Raw genomic sequence first — 16359 nt, forward strand, 5'->3', positions numbered from 1 at the left:
CCGCGGGTTCAGCTCGCGATCATGCGGCGCAGCACGTACTGCAGGATGCCGCCGTGCCGGTAGTAGTCCGCCTCACCCGGGGTGTCGATGCGGACCACGGCGTCGAACTCCACGCCGCTGTCGGTGGTGACCTTGACGGTGCGCGGGGTGTCGCCGTCGTTCAGCGCGGTGACGCCGCTGATCGAGAACGTCTCCGTGCCGGTCAGGCCCAGCGACTCGGCGGTCTCGCCGCCCGGGAACTGCAGCGGCAGCACGCCCATGCCGATCAGGTTCGAGCGGTGGATCCGCTCGTACGACTCGGCGATGACCGCCTTCACGCCCAGCAGCATGGTGCCCTTTGCCGCCCAGTCGCGCGACGAACCCGAGCCGTACTCCTTGCCGGCCAGGATGACCAGCGGGACGCCCGCCTCCTGGTAGGCCATCGAGGCGTCGTAGATCGAGGTCTGCTCGCCGGTCAGGTGGTTGACCGTGAAGCCGCCCTCGACACCCGGGACGAGCTGGTTGCGCAGCCGGATGTTGGCGAACGTGCCCCGGATCATCACCTCGTGGTTGCCCCGGCGGGAGCCGTACGAGTTGAACTCGTGCCGGGCCACGCCGTGCTCGGCCAGGTACTTGCCGGCGGGGGAGTCCGCCTTGATCGAACCGGCCGGGGAGATGTGGTCGGTGGTCACCGAGTCACCCAGCTTGGCCAGCACCCGAGCTGGACCGATGTCGGAGACAGGCGCCGGCAGGCGCCGCATGCCCTCGAAGTACGGGGGCTTGCGCACGTACGTCGACTCGCCGTCCCAGGAGAACGTGTCACCGGTCGGGGTCGGCAGCGACTGCCAGCGCTCGTCACCGGCGAACACGTCGGCGTACGCGGCGCTGAAGCCGGTCGCGCCGATCGCCGAGGCGATGACGTCCTGGATCTCGGCGCTGTTCGGCCAGATCTCGCGCAGGAACACCGGGTTGCCCTGGGAGTCCTCACCGATCGGCTCGTTCGCCAGGTCGATGTCCATGGTGCCGGCCAGCGCGTACGCGACCACCAGCGGCGGGGACGCCAGGTAGTTCATCTTGACGTCCGGGTTGATCCGGCCCTCGAAGTTCCGGTTGCCGGACAGCACCGACACGACGGCCAGGTCACCGTCGTTGACGGCGGCGGAGACCTCCTCCGGCAGCGGGCCGGAGTTGCCGATGCAGGTGGTGCAGCCGTAGCCGACCAGGTTGAAGCCGAGCTTCTCCAGGTACGGCGTGAGGCCGGCGCGGTCGTAGTAGTCCATGACGACCTTCGAGCCCGGCGCCAGGGTGGTCTTCACCCACGGCTTGCGGGCCAGGCCCTTCTCCACCGCGTTGCGGGCCAGCAGCGCGGCACCGATCATGACCTGCGGGTTCGAGGTGTTGGTGCAGGAGGTGATCGCGGCGATCACCACGGCGCCGTGGTCCAGTTCGTACTCGACGCCGTCGGCGCCGGTCACGCGTACCGGATTGCTGGCCCGGCCGCCCGCGCCGACCGCGGCGGTCTCCAGGTCGCGCGGCGCGTCCGCCGGGTCGTTCACGCCGTTGGCGGGGGAGTCGCTGGCCGGGAAGGACTCGGCCGACGCCTCGTCGGCCGGGCCGTCGGCGCCGAACGGCTTCTCCTGCTGCGGCACGCCCGGCTTGCGGCCCGGGTCGCCGCCGGTCTCGTCGGCTGCCACGTAGTCGCTGAGCGCGGCGCGGAACAGCGTCTTGGCGCTGCCCAGCGGCACCCGGTCCTGCGGGCGCTTCGGGCCGGCCAGCGACGGCTCGATGGTGCCGAGGTCCAGCTCCAGGCGCTCGGAGTACTCCGGCTCGCGCTCCGGGTCGTGCCAGAGGCCCTGCTCCTTGGCGTACGCCTCGACCAGCGCGACCTGCTGTGCGTCGCGGCCGGTCAGCTCCAGGTAGCGGATGGTCTCGGCGTCGATCGGGAAGATCGCCACGGTCGAGCCGTACTCCGGCGACATGTTGCCGATGGTGGCGCGGTTCGCCAGCGGCACGGCGCTCACGCCCGGGCCGTAGAACTCGACGAACTTGCCGACCACGCCGTGCTTGCGCAGCATCTCGGTGATGGTCAGCACCAGGTCGGTGGCGGTGGTGCCGGCCGGCATCTCACCGGAGAGCTTGAAGCCGACCACGCGGGGGATCAGCATGCTGACCGGCTGGCCGAGCATCGCGGCCTCGGCCTCGATGCCGCCGACGCCCCAGCCCAGCACGCCCAGGCCGTTGACCATGGTGGTGTGCGAGTCGGTGCCGACGACCGTGTCCGGGTACGCCTGGCCGTTGCGCTCCATGATCGTACGGGCCAGGTACTCGATGTTGACCTGGTGCACGATGCCGGTGCCCGGCGGGACGACCTTGAACTCGTTGAACGCGGTCTGGCCCCAGCGCAGGAACTGGTAGCGCTCCTTGTTGCGCTCGTACTCCAGCTCGACGTTGCGCTCGAAGGCGTCCTCGCGGCCGAACAGGTCGGCGATGACCGAGTGGTCGATGACCAGCTCGGCCGGGGCCAGCGGGTTGACCTTTGTGGCGTCGCCGCCCAGGTCACGGACCGCCTCGCGCATGGTGGCCAGGTCGACCACGCAGGGCACGCCGGTGAAGTCCTGCATCAGCACCCGGGCCGGGGTGAACTGGATCTCCACGCTCGGGTCGGCGGTGGCGTCCCACGCGCCGAGCTGCTGGATGTGGTCGGCGGTGATGTTCGCGCCGTCCTCGGTCCGCAGCAGGTTCTCCAGCAGGATCTTCAAGCTGTAGGGCAGCCGCTCGTGGCCCTCCACCTTGTCGATCCTGAAAATCTCGTAGCTCGCGTCTCCGACGCGTAGCTGGGTCTTCGCACCGAAGGTGTCGAGGCTCGCCACGTCGTACTCCTTCACACCAGCGACCGTGAGTAGTCCTGAGCAGTTTGTCGCACCGACCGGGGCGCTGCCCTGCTTAGGCAACACTTACCTGCGTCGGTCTCTACAAAACCGTACGTCCGTCTTGCTATTCACGCAACCTCGTGCCACGCTGCGGGACGAGGAGGTGCCACCATGATCCATCACGTCCTGCTCGCCTGCCCCCGCGGCTCCGAGGACGCGTCCCGCTCCTTCTACACCGGCCTGCTCGGCCTCACCGAGAAGCCCAAACCCCCGGCCCTCGCCGCCCGCGGTGGTTGCTGGTTCACCGGGTACGACGCCGAACTGCACCTGGGCGTCGAGGACGACTTCCGTCCCGCCCGCAAGGCGCACCCCGCGCTCGTGCGCACCGACCTGGACGAGCTGGCCGCCCGCCTGGACGCCGCCGGGCACACCGTGACCTGGGGCGACGACGAGATTCCCGGCATGCGGCGGTTCCACACGTACGACCCGCACGGCAACCGGCTGGAGTTCCTGGCCCCCGCGGGCTGACCCGGCGCGGGTAGGGTCGACTGGTGGTCGACGTTCAGCACTGGCTCGCCGCGCTCCCGCCGGCCCTGATCTGCCTGCTCGTGGGCGGCGTGATCGGCGTGGAGAGCATGGGTATCCCGCTCCCCGGCGAGATCGTGCTGGTCAGCGCCGCTCTGCTCGCCGCCACCGGCGCGGTCGGGCCCGAGTGGGTGGCCGCCGCCGCGGCCACCGGCGCCATCGTCGGCGACTCCATCGGGTACGCGGTGGGCCGGCGCGGTGGCCGTCCCCTGCTGGAACGGCTCGGCCGGCGCTTCCCGAAACACCTCGGCCCGGCACACCTGGCCCGCGCCGAGCTGAGCTTCGCCCGGCACGGCGTCTGGGCGGTGTTCTTCGGGCGGTTCGTCGCGCTGCTGCGCATCCTCGCCGGGCCGCTCGCCGGGGCGCTGCGCGTGCCGTACCGCCGGTTCCTGGTCGCGAACGCGGCAGGCGGGCTGGTCTGGGCGTTCGGCACCACCTACCTGTTGTTCTACGTCGGGCAGGCCGCCGAGCACTGGCTCAAGGACATCTCCTGGGCCGGGCTGGTGCTGGCGGTGCTGGCCGGCGTGGCCAGCACCGCGTGGCTGCGCCGCCGCGCCAAGCGCCTGGAGCCGGTGGAGACCCCCGAGGAGCCCACCCCCCTCCCCACAGCCGACCGCTGACCCACCCCGCCCCCCTCCCGCCCTCGCCCCCCGGGGGCCCTTCCCGGTGATCAAGGAGTTCGCGTCCTGCGGCGGCTCTCGCAGTGACCCAAACTCCTTGATCACCGATGGCGATGAGGGCGGGAGGCAGGGGAGGAGAGCGGGATGGAGCGCGGGCGGGGCCCGGCCGGTCGGAGTGCGCCGGGTGGACGGGGTGCGCGCGATCCCTGGCGCCGACCGACCGCCTACCCCCGTCCCTGCCCTTGCCCTCCGCCCTCCCCCGCCCTCGACCCGGTGATCATGAAGTTGGCGGCGACAAATCAGACAGAGGCCGCAGTCAACTTCATGATCGCCGGGGCGGGGTGGTGAGTCGGTGGAGATCTTGGTACGAAACGGCCCTCAGAGGGGCCGTTTCGTACCAAGATCTTGTGCGGCCTGTGCTCGGGACGGGGCGGGGTGGGGTCAGGGGGTGGTGAGGAGGGTCAGCAGGGTGTCTCGGGCGGTGCGGACGGCGGCGCGGGACTCCTCTGTGTGATCGAGCGCGTCGAAGCCGTGCTGCCCGTTCGGCACGTCCACCACGTGCAGCGGGATGCCGCGCCGCCGCGCGACTGCGGTGAACGCCTCGATGGTGGGGGCGACCTCGGGCCGCTCCCGCCCGGCCCGGGTCAGCACGAGCGCCGGCCGCGCCGCGCCCTCCGCCGGCCGCGTCGCGCCCTCCCCCCGTGCGGCGTCGACGACCGCGTCTGCGGGCGGGTCGAGGGCGTCGATCGGGCGGAAGCGCGGGTCGACCGGCGGCCATCCGGGCAGCGGGGCCAGCAGGGGATAGGTCGCGGCCACGCCGCGCAGCCAGGCGGGCGGGTCGCGGAGCCAGTCACCGAGCAGCAGGCCGGCGCCGGAGAAGAACCAGAGGCCGAGCCGGTCGGGATCGACGCGCGGATCGGCGCGGAGGTGCGCGGCGGCGTCGGCCACCCGCGCGGCGACCGCGTACATGTCGTCCGGGCTCGCCACGGTGAGCCGGGGGATCGCGGCCAGCACGCCGGCCTCGGCGAGCAGCGCGCCGTAACCCCGGTAGAGCGGCCAGTCCCGCGCGTCGGGGGCGTCGGGCGGGCCCGGTACGCCGTGCACGACGACCACCGCGGGATGCCGCCCGTCGCCGGTGGGCACGTGCAGGTCGACGTCGCCGTGCCGCTCCACGGCGGCCGGTGGGGGATCGAGGACGAACGGACTCTCCCAGAAAACGGTCTCCATCGTTGCGATGGTAGGAGAATCCGACCGTCCGATCAGGACGAGGAGGCCTTGGTGTGCCGCTCGCGCAGCCGGTCCCGGATCTCCTCCGGCGTGTACGCCCGGCGTCGCCGTTCCGCCCGGGCGACCACCACTCCGGTCGCCGCGACGCCGGCGAGACCCGCGAGACCGAGTACCTTCCACCACCGCATCCGTTGCCGCATCCGCATAGGGTAGTCCTCCATGAGCATCAGCCTGGACGAGGCCGTGGAGCTGACCCGTACCGGCGATCTGTGGGTGTTCCGCGGACGCAGCGTGCCCGACCGGGCCATCCAGTTCACCACGAACAGCCCGGTGAACCACGTGGGCATGGCCGTGGTGCTCGACGACATGCCGCCGCTGATGTGGCACGCCGAGCTGGGCCGAACGCTGCCGGACATGTGGACCGGCACCCACCAGCGCGGGGTGCAGTTGCACGACCTGCGGGACGCGGTCTGCGTCTGGGCCAACCGGTACGGCCAGCGGGGCTGGCTGCGCCAGCTCGAACCGCCGGCCGACACCGCGATGGAGGAGGCGGTGCTGCGTACCGTGGCACGGCTGGACGGGACGCCGTTCCCGTCCACCGCGCAGCTCGCCTGGCGGTGGGCCCGGGGCCGGCTGCCGGATCCGCGCCGCCTGAACCTCGGTGCCGTCACGGGAAGGATCGGCGACCGGGGCCGCACCGGTGACGGAGGCGGAAGTGTGGACGGGGGCGAGACCGCGGACGGGGGTAGGAACAGCGACAACGCGCTGGAGACGGCGTACTGCGCCGAGGTGGTGGCGGTGACCTACGAGGCGATGGGTCTGCTGCCCGCCGGCCGGCGGCCCAACTGGTACGACCCGGGCCGGTTCTGGAGCGGCGACGACCTGGGCCTCAGCGGCGGCGCGCACCTCGGCGCCGAGATCGAGGTGCGGGTCCCGCCGCGCTGAGGAAGGTTTGCCGCCGGCGCGGGCCGGTAATGAGGAGCGTCGTGACGGCTTCCACCGACCTCGACACGCTCACCGACTTCTTCGACCGGTACGGCGTGGCGCTGACCACCGCCGACGTGCCGGCCATCGCCGGCTGCTACGCCCTGCCCGGGCTGGTGGTCGCCGACACCTACAGCTTCTCGTTCACCTCGCCCGCGGCGGTGGCACTCAGCTTCGTCGGCGCCGCCCCCGACTACCAGGAGCGGGAACTCGTCGCCGCCAACGCGCAGATCGAGGACGTACAGCAGATCTCGGCGCTGCTCACCGAGGTGGCGGTGCGCTGGGAGTTCCTGGACAGCCAGGGCGGCGCGGTGCCCGGCGAGCGCTACCGCTACCTGCTGCGGGCCACCGACGACGGCCCGATGATCTGCACCGTCATCCGTACCGCCTGATCGTGCCGCTGTGGCGGCCGGCCGCGCGGGCCGGCCGCCACACCGGTGTCAGCGGTGGTGGGCGCCGGCCCAGCGCTCGGCCTCGGGGGCCGGGTGCAGGCCGGGCTCGTGCAGGCCCTCCTCGGTGACCTGGCCGATCCGGCGGTACGTCTCCGGCCGGCTGGTGCGCAGCACCACGCCCCACAGCAGGCCGAGCACGCCCGCCGCCACCGGGATCGCCGGCAGCAGCCACTTCAGGTAGCTCGCGGTGTCGGGGGCGAGCAGCGCGTCGAAGTTGAACAGCAGCACCAGCAGCACGGCGGTGAGCAGGATCGTGCCGAGCGCCGGAGCGATCGACCGCTGCCACGCGCTCTCCGGGCCGGGACGGCCGCGGAAGAAGCCGACAACGGCGGCCGAGGTGAGCGTCATCAGCAGCACGACACCCACAGCGGCCGCGCCGGACAGCCAGGTGAACAGGTCGATGACCGGGTCACGGCCGGTCATCGCGAACGCCAGGAACACCACCACCGCCAGGACGCTCTGGACCACCGAGCCCGCGACCGGCGCGCCGCTGCGGCTGGAGGTGGCGCCGAGGAAGCGCGGCAGGACCCGCTCCCGGCCGAGCGCGAACAGGTAGCGCGCCACGCCGTTGTGGAACGACAGCAGGGCGGCCAGCACGCTGGTGATGAACAGGACGTTGGCGATGTCCGCGACGACGGCGCCGGTGTACTGGTCGAGCGCGCCGAAGATGATGCCCGGACCGGCCTCGGCGCTCGCCGCCGGTGCGTTCTCCGGGCCGGTGAGCACGGTCAGCGCCCAGGCGGAGAAGGCGTAGAACAGGCCGGTGAACGCGACAGCGATGTAGGTGGCCCGGGCCACGGTGCGCCGCGGGTCCTTGACCTCCTCGCTGTAGATGGCGCCGCTCTCGAATCCGGTGAAGGAGGCGATGGTGAACGCGAGCACCGCGCCGAAGCCGGCGCCGAACAGGTGGCCGGGGCTGATGCCCGCGGTGGTCACGGCGCCGCCGTCCGGGTTGGCGAAGGCCACCAGGTCGAAGATCAGCACGGCCACGCACTCGAGGATGAGCAGCACCGCGAGCACCGTGGCGTTGAGGTCGATGCGCAGCACACCGAGCGCGCCGATGAACACCCAGGCCAGCAGCGCCCAGACCCACCAGTCGAGGCTGATGCCGGTCTTGGCGTCCATGAAGTCGCCCAGGATCGCGCCGAGCAGGCCGTACAGACCGATCTGGATCGCGTTGTACGCGGCCAGCGCGACCGCCGAGCCGGCCACCCCGCCGGCCCGGCCGAGGCCGTTGGCGATGTACGCGTAGAACGCGCCCGCGTTGGCGACGTACCGGCTCATCGCGGCGTAGCCGGTGGCGAAGACGGCGAGCACGGCGGCGAGCAGCACGTATCCGAGCGCGGCGCCGATGTTGCCGCTGACCGCGTACATGGTGGTCACACCACCGCCGAGAACGGTCAGCGGGGCGGACGCCGCGACGGTGAAGAAGACGAGGTGAGCGGTGCCGAGACGACCGCGGCGCAGCCCACCGTCGGAGAAGAACGGATCGGAGGACAAGGCTTCTCCAGGGGAGGGGGTAAGGGAATTGAGGTGTCTACTTCGGAACAACCTGAAGCAGGGTATTGGTGATCACGTATTGTGACAACCCCGCTTCGATATCGATTGGGGTGCGCGTGATCCGGCGGAATTGAGCTGTGCGTGGTCATGCCGTACCGTCCCGTGTCGACGATCACGGCCACCGTTCGAGGATGGACCATGACCTACCCCGGGGCGCAGGCCACTTACCGGCTTGCGGATGCGCTGTTCCTTATCGGACATGACGAGTTCACCGGCAAGCCACACGTCGCCGTCGACCGGCTGGAGTGCGGGCTGGCCGGCGCCGCGCTCGCCGAGCTGATGTTCGAGGGCCGGATCGCCCTCGACGGAGGGGGGATCGCCGCGGTGGATCCGCGGCTGTGGCAGGAGCCGCTCACCGACCTGCTGATAACCGAGATCCTGCGCCGCGAGGGAGCGCATCCGGCCCGGCTGTGGATCCGCTACCTGCGGACCCAGCTCAACATCAACGAACGGGTGGGCACCCGGCTGGTCACCGCCGGCGTGCTCCGCCGCGAGCAGGGCAAGCTGATCGGCCGCGCGGTGCGCTGGCCGGCCAACGACCCGAACCAGGCGGCCTCACCGCGGGTGCGGCTGACCGCGATGCTGATGCACTCGTCCCCGGCCGAGCTGGACCCGGGCACGCTGCTGCTGGCGACGCTCGCCGAGGCGGTCGGGCTGGCCGCGCACATCTTCGACCCGCAGGTGGCCACGCGGATGCGCGACTGCCGCCGGTTCCTGCCGGCGCAGCTCGACGGGCTGCTGGCCGCCGTCGTGGGCGCGCTCGACGTCAGCACCACCACGGTACGGCGATGACGTCCCGCCCCGGGCCGAGCCGGGGCGGGACGGCACCGGTCAGGCCGGGTCGCGCCACATCGGGTAGAGGCTGGGGCCCTCCGGCAGGTCGAGCGTGACCGGGCGGCGCCGGAACCCGAGCCGCTCGTAGAGCGCGGCGTTGCGCGGCGAACTGGCCTCCAGGTACGCCGCCGTGCCGGCCTGATCCAGCTCGGCCAGCCTGTTACGCAGCAGTGCCGACCCGACGCCCTTGCCGTGATGGTCCGGGTGCACGCCGATGAAGGGCAGGTACCAGTGCGGCTCACCCGGGTGCCGGGCGCTCATCATCTCGTCCAGCATGGCGAACCGCTTCATGGCCTCCGCGCCGATCGCGGCCTCCATCCCGTCGAACTCGCCGCTGTCCTCGGCGTCGTGGCCCTCGCCGGTGGGCAGCCACAGCGTGGCCCCCAGCCCGTCACCGGCGACGTACACCTCACCGGTGCGCAGCGCCAGCGCGACGAACGGTCCGAAGAAGGCGGCATGGACCCGCGCGCGGTGGTCGTCGTCGGGGAAGACCCAGCCGCTCACCGGATCCCGCATGAACGCCTCGGCGAGAATCGCTGTCACGGCGGCGGCGTCCGCCGCGGACGCCCGCCGGATACTGCCCTGCCACTCAGTCACTGGCCAACCGTCCTACCGGCTCGACGAGCCATTGTGGTCATTGATCGGCGTGCAAGGTATCAGGTGTGCGGTGCCGTGCGGCAGGGCTCGACAGCGATGCTCGCCGCGACCCGGTCCGGGTGGCTACTCTGGCCCGGACCCCGACAGGAGGACCATGTCCCGCACGCGTCGTCCCGGACCGCAGCCCGGGGCCGCCATGACCTCGTCCCCCTGGATCCTCGTCGCCGCCGGGGCGCTCGTGATGGTGGTCCTGCTGGTGGTGGCGCTCGGTTCGGTGCGGGGCCGCAGCACGTTCCCGTCGGCCGGACCGGCCGATCCGGTGATGTCGCTGCCCGGCATGCCGCTGACGCCCACGGCGGTCAGCGCCACCGGCCCCTCGCCGGTCGCCGCCACCGCGCCGGTGCCGGGCCTGTCACCCCGGTCCACGATGCTGCCCGCACGGCCGACGCCGGCCGCGCCGCCGCCGAGCCCGCGGGGCGTGGCCCGGCCGGTGCTGCCCCCGCCGCCTCCGCCCTCGCCGCCCGCGCCCTCCTCGGCGGTGGCCGGCCGGTACAGCGTGATGAGCTCCTTCGACGGCGGTTTCATCGGTGAGGTGCTGCTCGTCAACACCGCGCGTACGCCGCACGGCTGGACGGTGCGGGCGGTTTTCCCCGGTGGCCGGCTGGTCACCGCCTGGGTCGAGGGCGCCGAGCAGGGCGTCTTCGGCTTCGCCGACGGCGTGTTCACCTACCGCAGCGGATTCGACCTGGCCCCCGGGCAGTCGTTGCCGGTGCGCTTCCACATCGAGCGTGCCGGCACGCGTCCGGCGAGCTGCACCGTCGACGGCACGCCCTGCGCCGAGCGGTAGGTCCGGCACCCCGGGGCGGGGCCGGCATATGCGCCTCCCTTGCAAGGTAACTGCTTTGTTGCGGCATGGTTTGCAAGGTATTGCAGAATGTTTCGGCAAGGGCTAGCGTGCGGGCGAATCAGCGACCAGAGAAAGGCCGTCGATGAAACCCCCGCCGATATCCCCCAAGGCGCTGCTCGCCCTGGTCACCTCCCTCGTGCTCACTCTCGTCGGCGTGCCGGTGGCCCTCCACCAGCTCGGCGCCGACGCCGCCGGACCGGCCGCCACCCCCGACGTCCTGGCCGCCGGCAACGCTCCCCAGTGGAACCGCGAGCCGTCCCCTGACGCACTCCTCGAGGCCGCCACCAACACGGCGAAGGCCGAGCAGTTCTACTTCGTCCTGCCCGACCGCTTCGCCAACGGCGACAGGCGCAACGACACCGGCGGCCTGACCGGCGGCCGGCTCACCACCGGCCTCGACCCGGCCGACAAGGGCTTCTACCACGGCGGCGACCTCAAGGGCCTGATCGACCGGATGGACTACATCCAGGGTCTCGGCACCACCGCCATCTGGCTCGCCCCGATCTTCAAGAACCGGCCGGTGCAGGGCGCCGGCGCGGACGTCTCGGCCGGCTACCACGGCTACTGGATCACCGACTTCACCCAGGTCGACCCGCACTTCGGCACCAACGCCGAGTTGAAGAAGCTGGTCGACCTGGCCCACCGGCGGGGCATCAAGGTCTACCTGGACATCATCGTCAACCACACCGCCGACGTGATCCGGTACGCCGAGGACAAGTACGGCTACGTGGACAAGAAGACCGCCCCCTACCGCGACGCGCAGGGGCGCCCCTTCGAGGACCGCAACTACGCCGACGGTACGCGCAGGTTCCCGGCGGTGAACGACAAGTCGTTCCCGTACACCCCGGTGTTCGCCACCCCGGCCGACGCGAAGGTCAAGGTGCCGGCGTGGCTCAACGACCCGACCATGTACCACAACCGCGGTGACTCCACCTTCGCCGGGGAGAACAGCGAGTACGGCGACTTCTTCGGCCTTGACGACCTGTGGACCGAGCGTCCCGAGGTGGTCCGCGGCATGACCGACATCTACGCCCAGTGGATCGGCAAGGTCGGCGTGGACGGGTTCCGCCTCGACACCGTCAAGCACACCAACCTCGACTTCTGGCCGCAGTTCGCCGGCGGAATCGACGCCGCCGCGAAGAAGGCCGGCAAGAAGGACTTCTTCATGTTCGGCGAGGTCTACAGCGCCGAGCAGGAGATCCAGTCGACGTACGTACGGCAGGGCGGGCTGCCCGCCACGCTCGACTTCTCCTTCCAGGAGGCGGCACGCGGGTACGCCGCCGCCGACGGCTCGGCCAGGACGCTCGCCGACGTCTACGCCAAGGACGACCTGTATTCGGCGCGGGACACGAACGCCAACCGGCTCACCACGTTCCTGGGCAACCACGACATGGGCCGGATCGGCTCGTTCGTCGCCGCCGCCGGCGGTGACGACGCCACCCAGTTGAGCCGCAGCCGGCTCGCCCACCAGCTCATGTTCCTCACCCGCGGCCAGCCGGTCGTCTACTCCGGTGACGAGCAGGGCTTCACCGGGCCGGGCGGCGACAAGGACGCCCGGCAGGACATGTTCGCCTCGCGGACCGCCGACTACCTCGACGACGACCTGATCGGCACCACCCGCACCCACGCCGTCGACCAGTACGACACCCGCCACCCGCTCTACCGGACCATCGCCGAGCTGGGCGAGCTGCGGGCGGCGCACCCGGCGCTGCGCGACGGCGTGCAGGTGACCCGGTACGCGGCCGACGGGCCGGGCGTCTTCGCGTTCTCCCGCGTGCTGCCCGCCGACCGGATCGAGTACGTGGCGGCGGTGAACAACGCCGCGACACCGCAGACTGTCACAGTGGACACCTGGTCGGCCGGCGCCCGCTTCACCGGCGTGTACGGCGGCGCCGCGGGCGCGACGGCCGGCACGGACGGCAAGCTGAGCGTCACCGTGCCGGCCATGTCGGCGCTGGTGCTCAAGGCCGACCGGGCGATCCCGCAGGCCGGGGCCCCGAAGATCACGATCACCGAGCCGGGCGGCGACCCGGTCCCCGGCAAGGTCGCCGTCACCGCCCAGGTCACCGGCGACCCGCTCGCCTCGGTCACGTTCGCCGCCCGGGTCGCGGGCGGGAAGTGGACGCTGCTCGGCAGCGCGCACCGCGCGCCGTACACCGTGCACCACGACCTTACCGGCCTGCCCGGCGGCACCCGGGTGGAGTACAAGGCGGTGGTCCGCGACGGCAAGGGCCGCACCGCCACCGCCCGCGCCACCGGCACGGTCGGCACCCCGGCGCAGGGCGCGTCGCGGGACTGGGCGATCGTGCACTACCAGCGCCCGGCCGGCGGGTACGACGACTGGCGGCTCTACGCCTGGGGCGACATCGACCCGGCGTACGTGACGCAGTGGCCCGCCGGGCAGCCGTTCGCCGGTGAGGACTCCTACGGCCGGTTCGCCTGGGTAAAGCTCAAGCCCGGCGCGAAGTCGGTCGGTTTCCTCGTGATCGACGGCGACGGCAACAAGGACGTGGCGAACGACCGCACCATCGACGTGACTGCCACCGGCGAGGTCTGGGTCAAGCAGGGCGACCCGGCGGTCTACCCGACGAGGCAGGCCGCCACCGGCGAACCGGACCCGCCCGTCGCCCAGGACACCGCGCTGATCCACTGGCGCAAGGCCGACGGGAAGTACGACGGCTGGGGCCTGCACCTGTGGGACGGCGCGGCGAACCCGACCGACTGGGCCGCCCCGCTCAAGCCGGAGAAGATCGACGCGTACGGCGCGGTGTTCCGGGTGCCCCTCGCCGCCGGGGCGACCGGGCTGAGCTACATCATTCATTCCGGCGACGAGAAGGACCAGCCCGAGGACCAGCGGCTCGACTTCGCCTCCGCCGGACGCGAGGTGTGGCTGCTCGCCGGCGTGAAGGGGCGGCTGCTGCCGACCACCACGTCCGGCGCCGCCAAGGATCTCGACCTGACCAAGCAGAAGGCGCAGTGGATCGACAGGTCCACAGTCGCCTGGGCCACCGGGCCGACCGACGGCAGGCGGTACGCGCTCGCCGTCGCCCCGGCCGGTGGGATCGGCCTCGCCGACGGCGAGCTGACCGGCACGTACACCACGATCCCGCTGCGGGCGCAGCGCAACGGGTTGACCGAGGCGCAACGGCAGGCGTACCCCCATCTCTGGGCCTATCGCGCCTTCTCGCTGGACCGCGCCGACCTGGGCAAGGTGCCGGCGGCGCTGCGCGGCCAGATCGTGGTCACCGAGCGGGACGCCGAGGGCGCGCTGCTCGCCGCCACCGGCGTGCAGATCCCCGGCGTGCTCGACGACGTCTACGCGGCGGCGACCGGCGCGAAGCTCGGCCCGACGTTCGCCGGACGGGTGCCCACGCTGGCGGTGTGGGCGCCGACCGCGCGCACGGTGTCGCTGGAACTGTTCGACTCGCCCACGGCGCAGCCGGCCACCGTGGCGATGCGCCGCGACGACCGCACCGGCGTCTGGTCGGTGCGCGGCACGAAGGCGTGGAACGGCCGCTACTACCGCTACCGGGTGCAGGCGTGGCAGCCGGCCACGCAGAAGATGGTCACCGCGTCGGTGACCGACCCGTACTCCGTGGCGCTGGCGCCGGACTCCACACACAGCCAGATCGTCGACCTGACCGACCCGGCGCTCGCGCCGGCCGGCTGGGCCGACCTGCGCAAACCGGCCGCGCCGCCGGCGGCGAAGGTGCAGATCTCCGAGCTGTCGGTGCGGGACTTCTCCATCGCCGACACCACCGTCCCGGCCGACCGGCGGGGCACCTACCTGGCGTTCACCGACCCGGACACCGCCGGCATGAAGCACCTGCGCAAGCTCGGCGACGCCGGGGTCAACCACCTGCACCTGCTGCCGGCCTTCGACTTCGCCACCATCCCGGAGAAGCGGGCCGACCAGGCCCGGCCGGACTGCGACCTGGACGCGCTGCCGCCGGACTCCGACAAGCAGCAGAAGTGCGTCGCGGCGGTCGCCGGCACCGACGGCTACAACTGGGGGTACGACCCGCTGCACTACACGGTGCCCGAGGGCGGGTACGCCACCGACCCGAACGGCGCGAAGCGCACCACCGAGTTCCGCCAGATGGTCGCCGGAGTGAACAAGGCCGGCCTGCGGGTGGTCATGGACGTGGTCTACAACCACACCTCGGCCGCCGGCGCCGACCCGAAGTCGGTGCTCGACCAGGTGGTGCCGGGCTACTACCACCGGTTGCTGGAGGACGGGACCGTCGCCAACTCCACCTGCTGCGCCAACACCGCCCCCGAGCACGCCATGATGGGCAAGCTCGTGGTGGACTCGCTGGTCACCTGGGCCAAGGCGTACAAGGTCGACGGTTTCCGGTTCGACCTGATGGGCCACCACCCGAAGGCGAACATCCTGGCCGTACGGGCCGCGCTGGACAAGCTCACGCTCGCCCGCGACGGCGTGGACGGGCGGAGGATCCTGCTCTACGGCGAGGGCTGGAACTTCGGCGAGGTCGCCGACGACGCCCGGTTCACCCAGGCGACCCAGGCCAACATGGCCGGCACCGGCATCGGCACGTTCAACGACCGGCTCCGCGACGCGGTTCGCGGCGGCGGCCCGTTCGACGCCAACCCGCGGGTGCAGGGCTTCGCCTCCGGCCTCTACACCGACCCGAACGGTGACGAGGTGAACGGCTCGGCCGCCGAGCAGCGGGCCCGGCTGCTGCACCAGCACGACCTGATCAAGGTGGGGCTGACCGGTAACCTGCGCGGCTACCGGTTCACCGACTCCACCGGCAAGCGGGTCACCGGCGCGCAGGTCGACTACAACGGCGCTCCGGCCGGGTACACCGCCGCGCCGGGCGAGGCGGTCACCTACGTCGACGCCCACGACAACGAGATCCTGTACGACGCGCTGGCGTACAAGCTGCCGCAGGGGACCTCGGCGCAGGATCGGGCCCGGATGCAGGTGCTCGCGCTGTCGACCACCGCGCTCGGGCAGGGCGCCGGGTTCGTCACCACCGGCTCGGAGCGGTTGCGCTCGAAGTCGCTGGACCGCAACTCGTACAACTCCGGTGACTGGTTCAACCAGATCCGGTGGGACTGCGCCCAGGGCAACGGGTTCGGCGCCGGCCTGCCACCGGAGGCCGACAACAAGGACAAGTGGTCGTACGCGAAGCCGCTGCTGGCCGATCCGTCGCTGGTGCCGGACTGCGCGGCGATCGACCTGGCCGACGCCCGGTACGCGGAGTTGCTGCGCATCCGCCGGTCCTCGCCGGTGTTCGGCCTCGACACCGCCGAGCAGGTGCAGAAGCGGGTGGCGTTCCCGCTGTCCGGCACGAAGGAGACGCCGGGCGTGCTCACCATGACGCTCGACGCGCGCGGACTGGACGGGAAGTGGAAGTCGGTGACAGTCGTCTTCAACGCCACCCCGGAGACGGCGAAGCAGACAGTCACCGGGCTGCGTGGGGCGAACGTGGCGCTGCACCCGGTGCTGCGGAACTCGGCCGACCCGGCGCTGCGTACCGCGTCGTTCGACAGGGGCGCCGGCACGTTCACGGTGCCCGCGCGCAGCGTCGCGGTGTTCGTCCAGAGCTGACCGTACGGCCGACCGGCCCCCCGCCACGTCACAGTGGCGGGGGGCCGGTCGCATACCCCGGACCGTCAGGTCAGTTGAAGCAGTCCTCGACGGTGTTGGCGCAGTTGGTGGGGTCGTTGTTGCTGATGAGGGACTTGTCGTCGAGCTTGACGCGTCCTTCGTTGTT

At 71.9% G+C, this 16359-nt stretch carries 12 protein-coding genes; 7 read left to right on the top strand and 5 right to left on the bottom strand.

Annotated features, from left to right (window positions below; translation table 11 throughout):
- Positions 1 to 8: 8 nt before the first annotated feature.
- On the bottom strand, positions 9 to 2864 hold the full coding sequence (locus tag AB0C17_RS06305; RefSeq protein ID WP_357476975.1) for an aconitate hydratase: 2856 nt from the start codon (positions 2862 to 2864) through the stop codon (positions 9 to 11).
- 156 nt (positions 2865 to 3020) lie between these two features.
- On the opposite strand from AB0C17_RS06305, the gene AB0C17_RS06310 reads away from it, so the two are divergent.
- Positions 3021 to 3377 carry a VOC family protein gene (locus tag AB0C17_RS06310; protein ID WP_357472599.1) on the top strand — a complete coding sequence of 119 codons (357 nt, stop codon included), beginning with the start codon at positions 3021 to 3023 and terminating at the stop codon, positions 3375 to 3377.
- Between the two features lie 23 nt (positions 3378 to 3400).
- Positions 3401 to 4054, top strand: coding sequence for a DedA family protein (locus AB0C17_RS06315; RefSeq protein ID WP_357472595.1), 654 nt, complete (start codon positions 3401 to 3403; stop codon positions 4052 to 4054).
- 441 nt (positions 4055 to 4495) lie between these two features.
- Here the strand turns inward: AB0C17_RS06315 and AB0C17_RS06320 are convergent, their stop codons facing one another.
- Together AB0C17_RS06320 and AB0C17_RS06325 are read right to left on the bottom strand one after the other, a co-directional pair.
- The gene (locus tag AB0C17_RS06320; RefSeq protein ID WP_357476978.1) at positions 4496 to 5281 is read right to left on the bottom strand and encodes a hypothetical protein; all 786 of its coding nucleotides are present in this window, start codon (positions 5279 to 5281) and stop codon (positions 4496 to 4498) included.
- A 32-nt stretch (positions 5282 to 5313) separates the two neighbouring features.
- Entirely contained in the window at positions 5314 to 5502 is a 189-nt protein-coding gene (locus tag AB0C17_RS06325) for a hypothetical protein (protein ID WP_357477296.1), read from the bottom strand.
- Between AB0C17_RS06325 and AB0C17_RS06330 the strand changes: the two genes are divergently transcribed.
- The gene (locus AB0C17_RS06330; RefSeq protein WP_357472589.1) at positions 5501 to 6226 is read left to right on the top strand and encodes a hypothetical protein; all 726 of its coding nucleotides are present in this window, start codon (positions 5501 to 5503) and stop codon (positions 6224 to 6226) included. The genes AB0C17_RS06325 and AB0C17_RS06330 overlap by 2 nt on opposite strands.
- A 41-nt stretch (positions 6227 to 6267) precedes the next feature.
- Entirely contained in the window at positions 6268 to 6657 is a 390-nt protein-coding gene (locus AB0C17_RS06335; protein ID WP_357381130.1) for a hypothetical protein, read from the top strand.
- Between the two features lie 48 nt (positions 6658 to 6705).
- Here the strand turns inward: AB0C17_RS06335 and AB0C17_RS06340 are convergent, their stop codons facing one another.
- Positions 6706 to 8217: an APC family permease gene (locus AB0C17_RS06340; RefSeq protein ID WP_357381132.1), complete on the bottom strand. Its 1512-nt coding sequence runs from the start codon at positions 8215 to 8217 to the stop codon at positions 6706 to 6708.
- 198 nt (positions 8218 to 8415) lie between these two features.
- On the opposite strand from AB0C17_RS06340, the gene AB0C17_RS06345 reads away from it, so the two are divergent.
- Positions 8416 to 9069: a GPP34 family phosphoprotein gene (locus AB0C17_RS06345; RefSeq protein WP_357381134.1), complete on the top strand. Its 654-nt coding sequence runs from the start codon at positions 8416 to 8418 to the stop codon at positions 9067 to 9069.
- 39 nt (positions 9070 to 9108) lie between these two features.
- Here AB0C17_RS06345 and AB0C17_RS06350 read toward each other — a convergent pair whose 3' ends face one another.
- Positions 9109 to 9708 (bottom strand): GNAT family N-acetyltransferase, encoded by a 600-nt coding sequence (locus tag AB0C17_RS06350; RefSeq protein WP_357472583.1) that lies wholly within the window; start codon positions 9706 to 9708, stop codon positions 9109 to 9111.
- Between the two features lie 196 nt (positions 9709 to 9904).
- On the opposite strand from AB0C17_RS06350, the gene AB0C17_RS06355 reads away from it, so the two are divergent.
- Together AB0C17_RS06355 and pulA are read left to right on the top strand one after the other, a co-directional pair.
- Entirely contained in the window at positions 9905 to 10555 is a 651-nt protein-coding gene (locus AB0C17_RS06355) for a cellulose binding domain-containing protein (protein ID WP_357472580.1), read from the top strand.
- Between the two features lie 142 nt (positions 10556 to 10697).
- Positions 10698 to 16193 carry a pullulanase-type alpha-1,6-glucosidase gene (pulA, locus tag AB0C17_RS06360; protein WP_357476982.1) on the top strand — a complete coding sequence of 1832 codons (5496 nt, stop codon included), beginning with the start codon at positions 10698 to 10700 and terminating at the stop codon, positions 16191 to 16193.
- The last annotated feature ends 166 nt before the right edge of the window (positions 16194 to 16359 follow it).

Source organism: Micromonospora sp. NPDC048887 (assembly GCF_040649715.1).
Taxonomy (GTDB): Bacteria; Actinomycetota; Actinomycetes; order Mycobacteriales; family Micromonosporaceae; genus Micromonospora.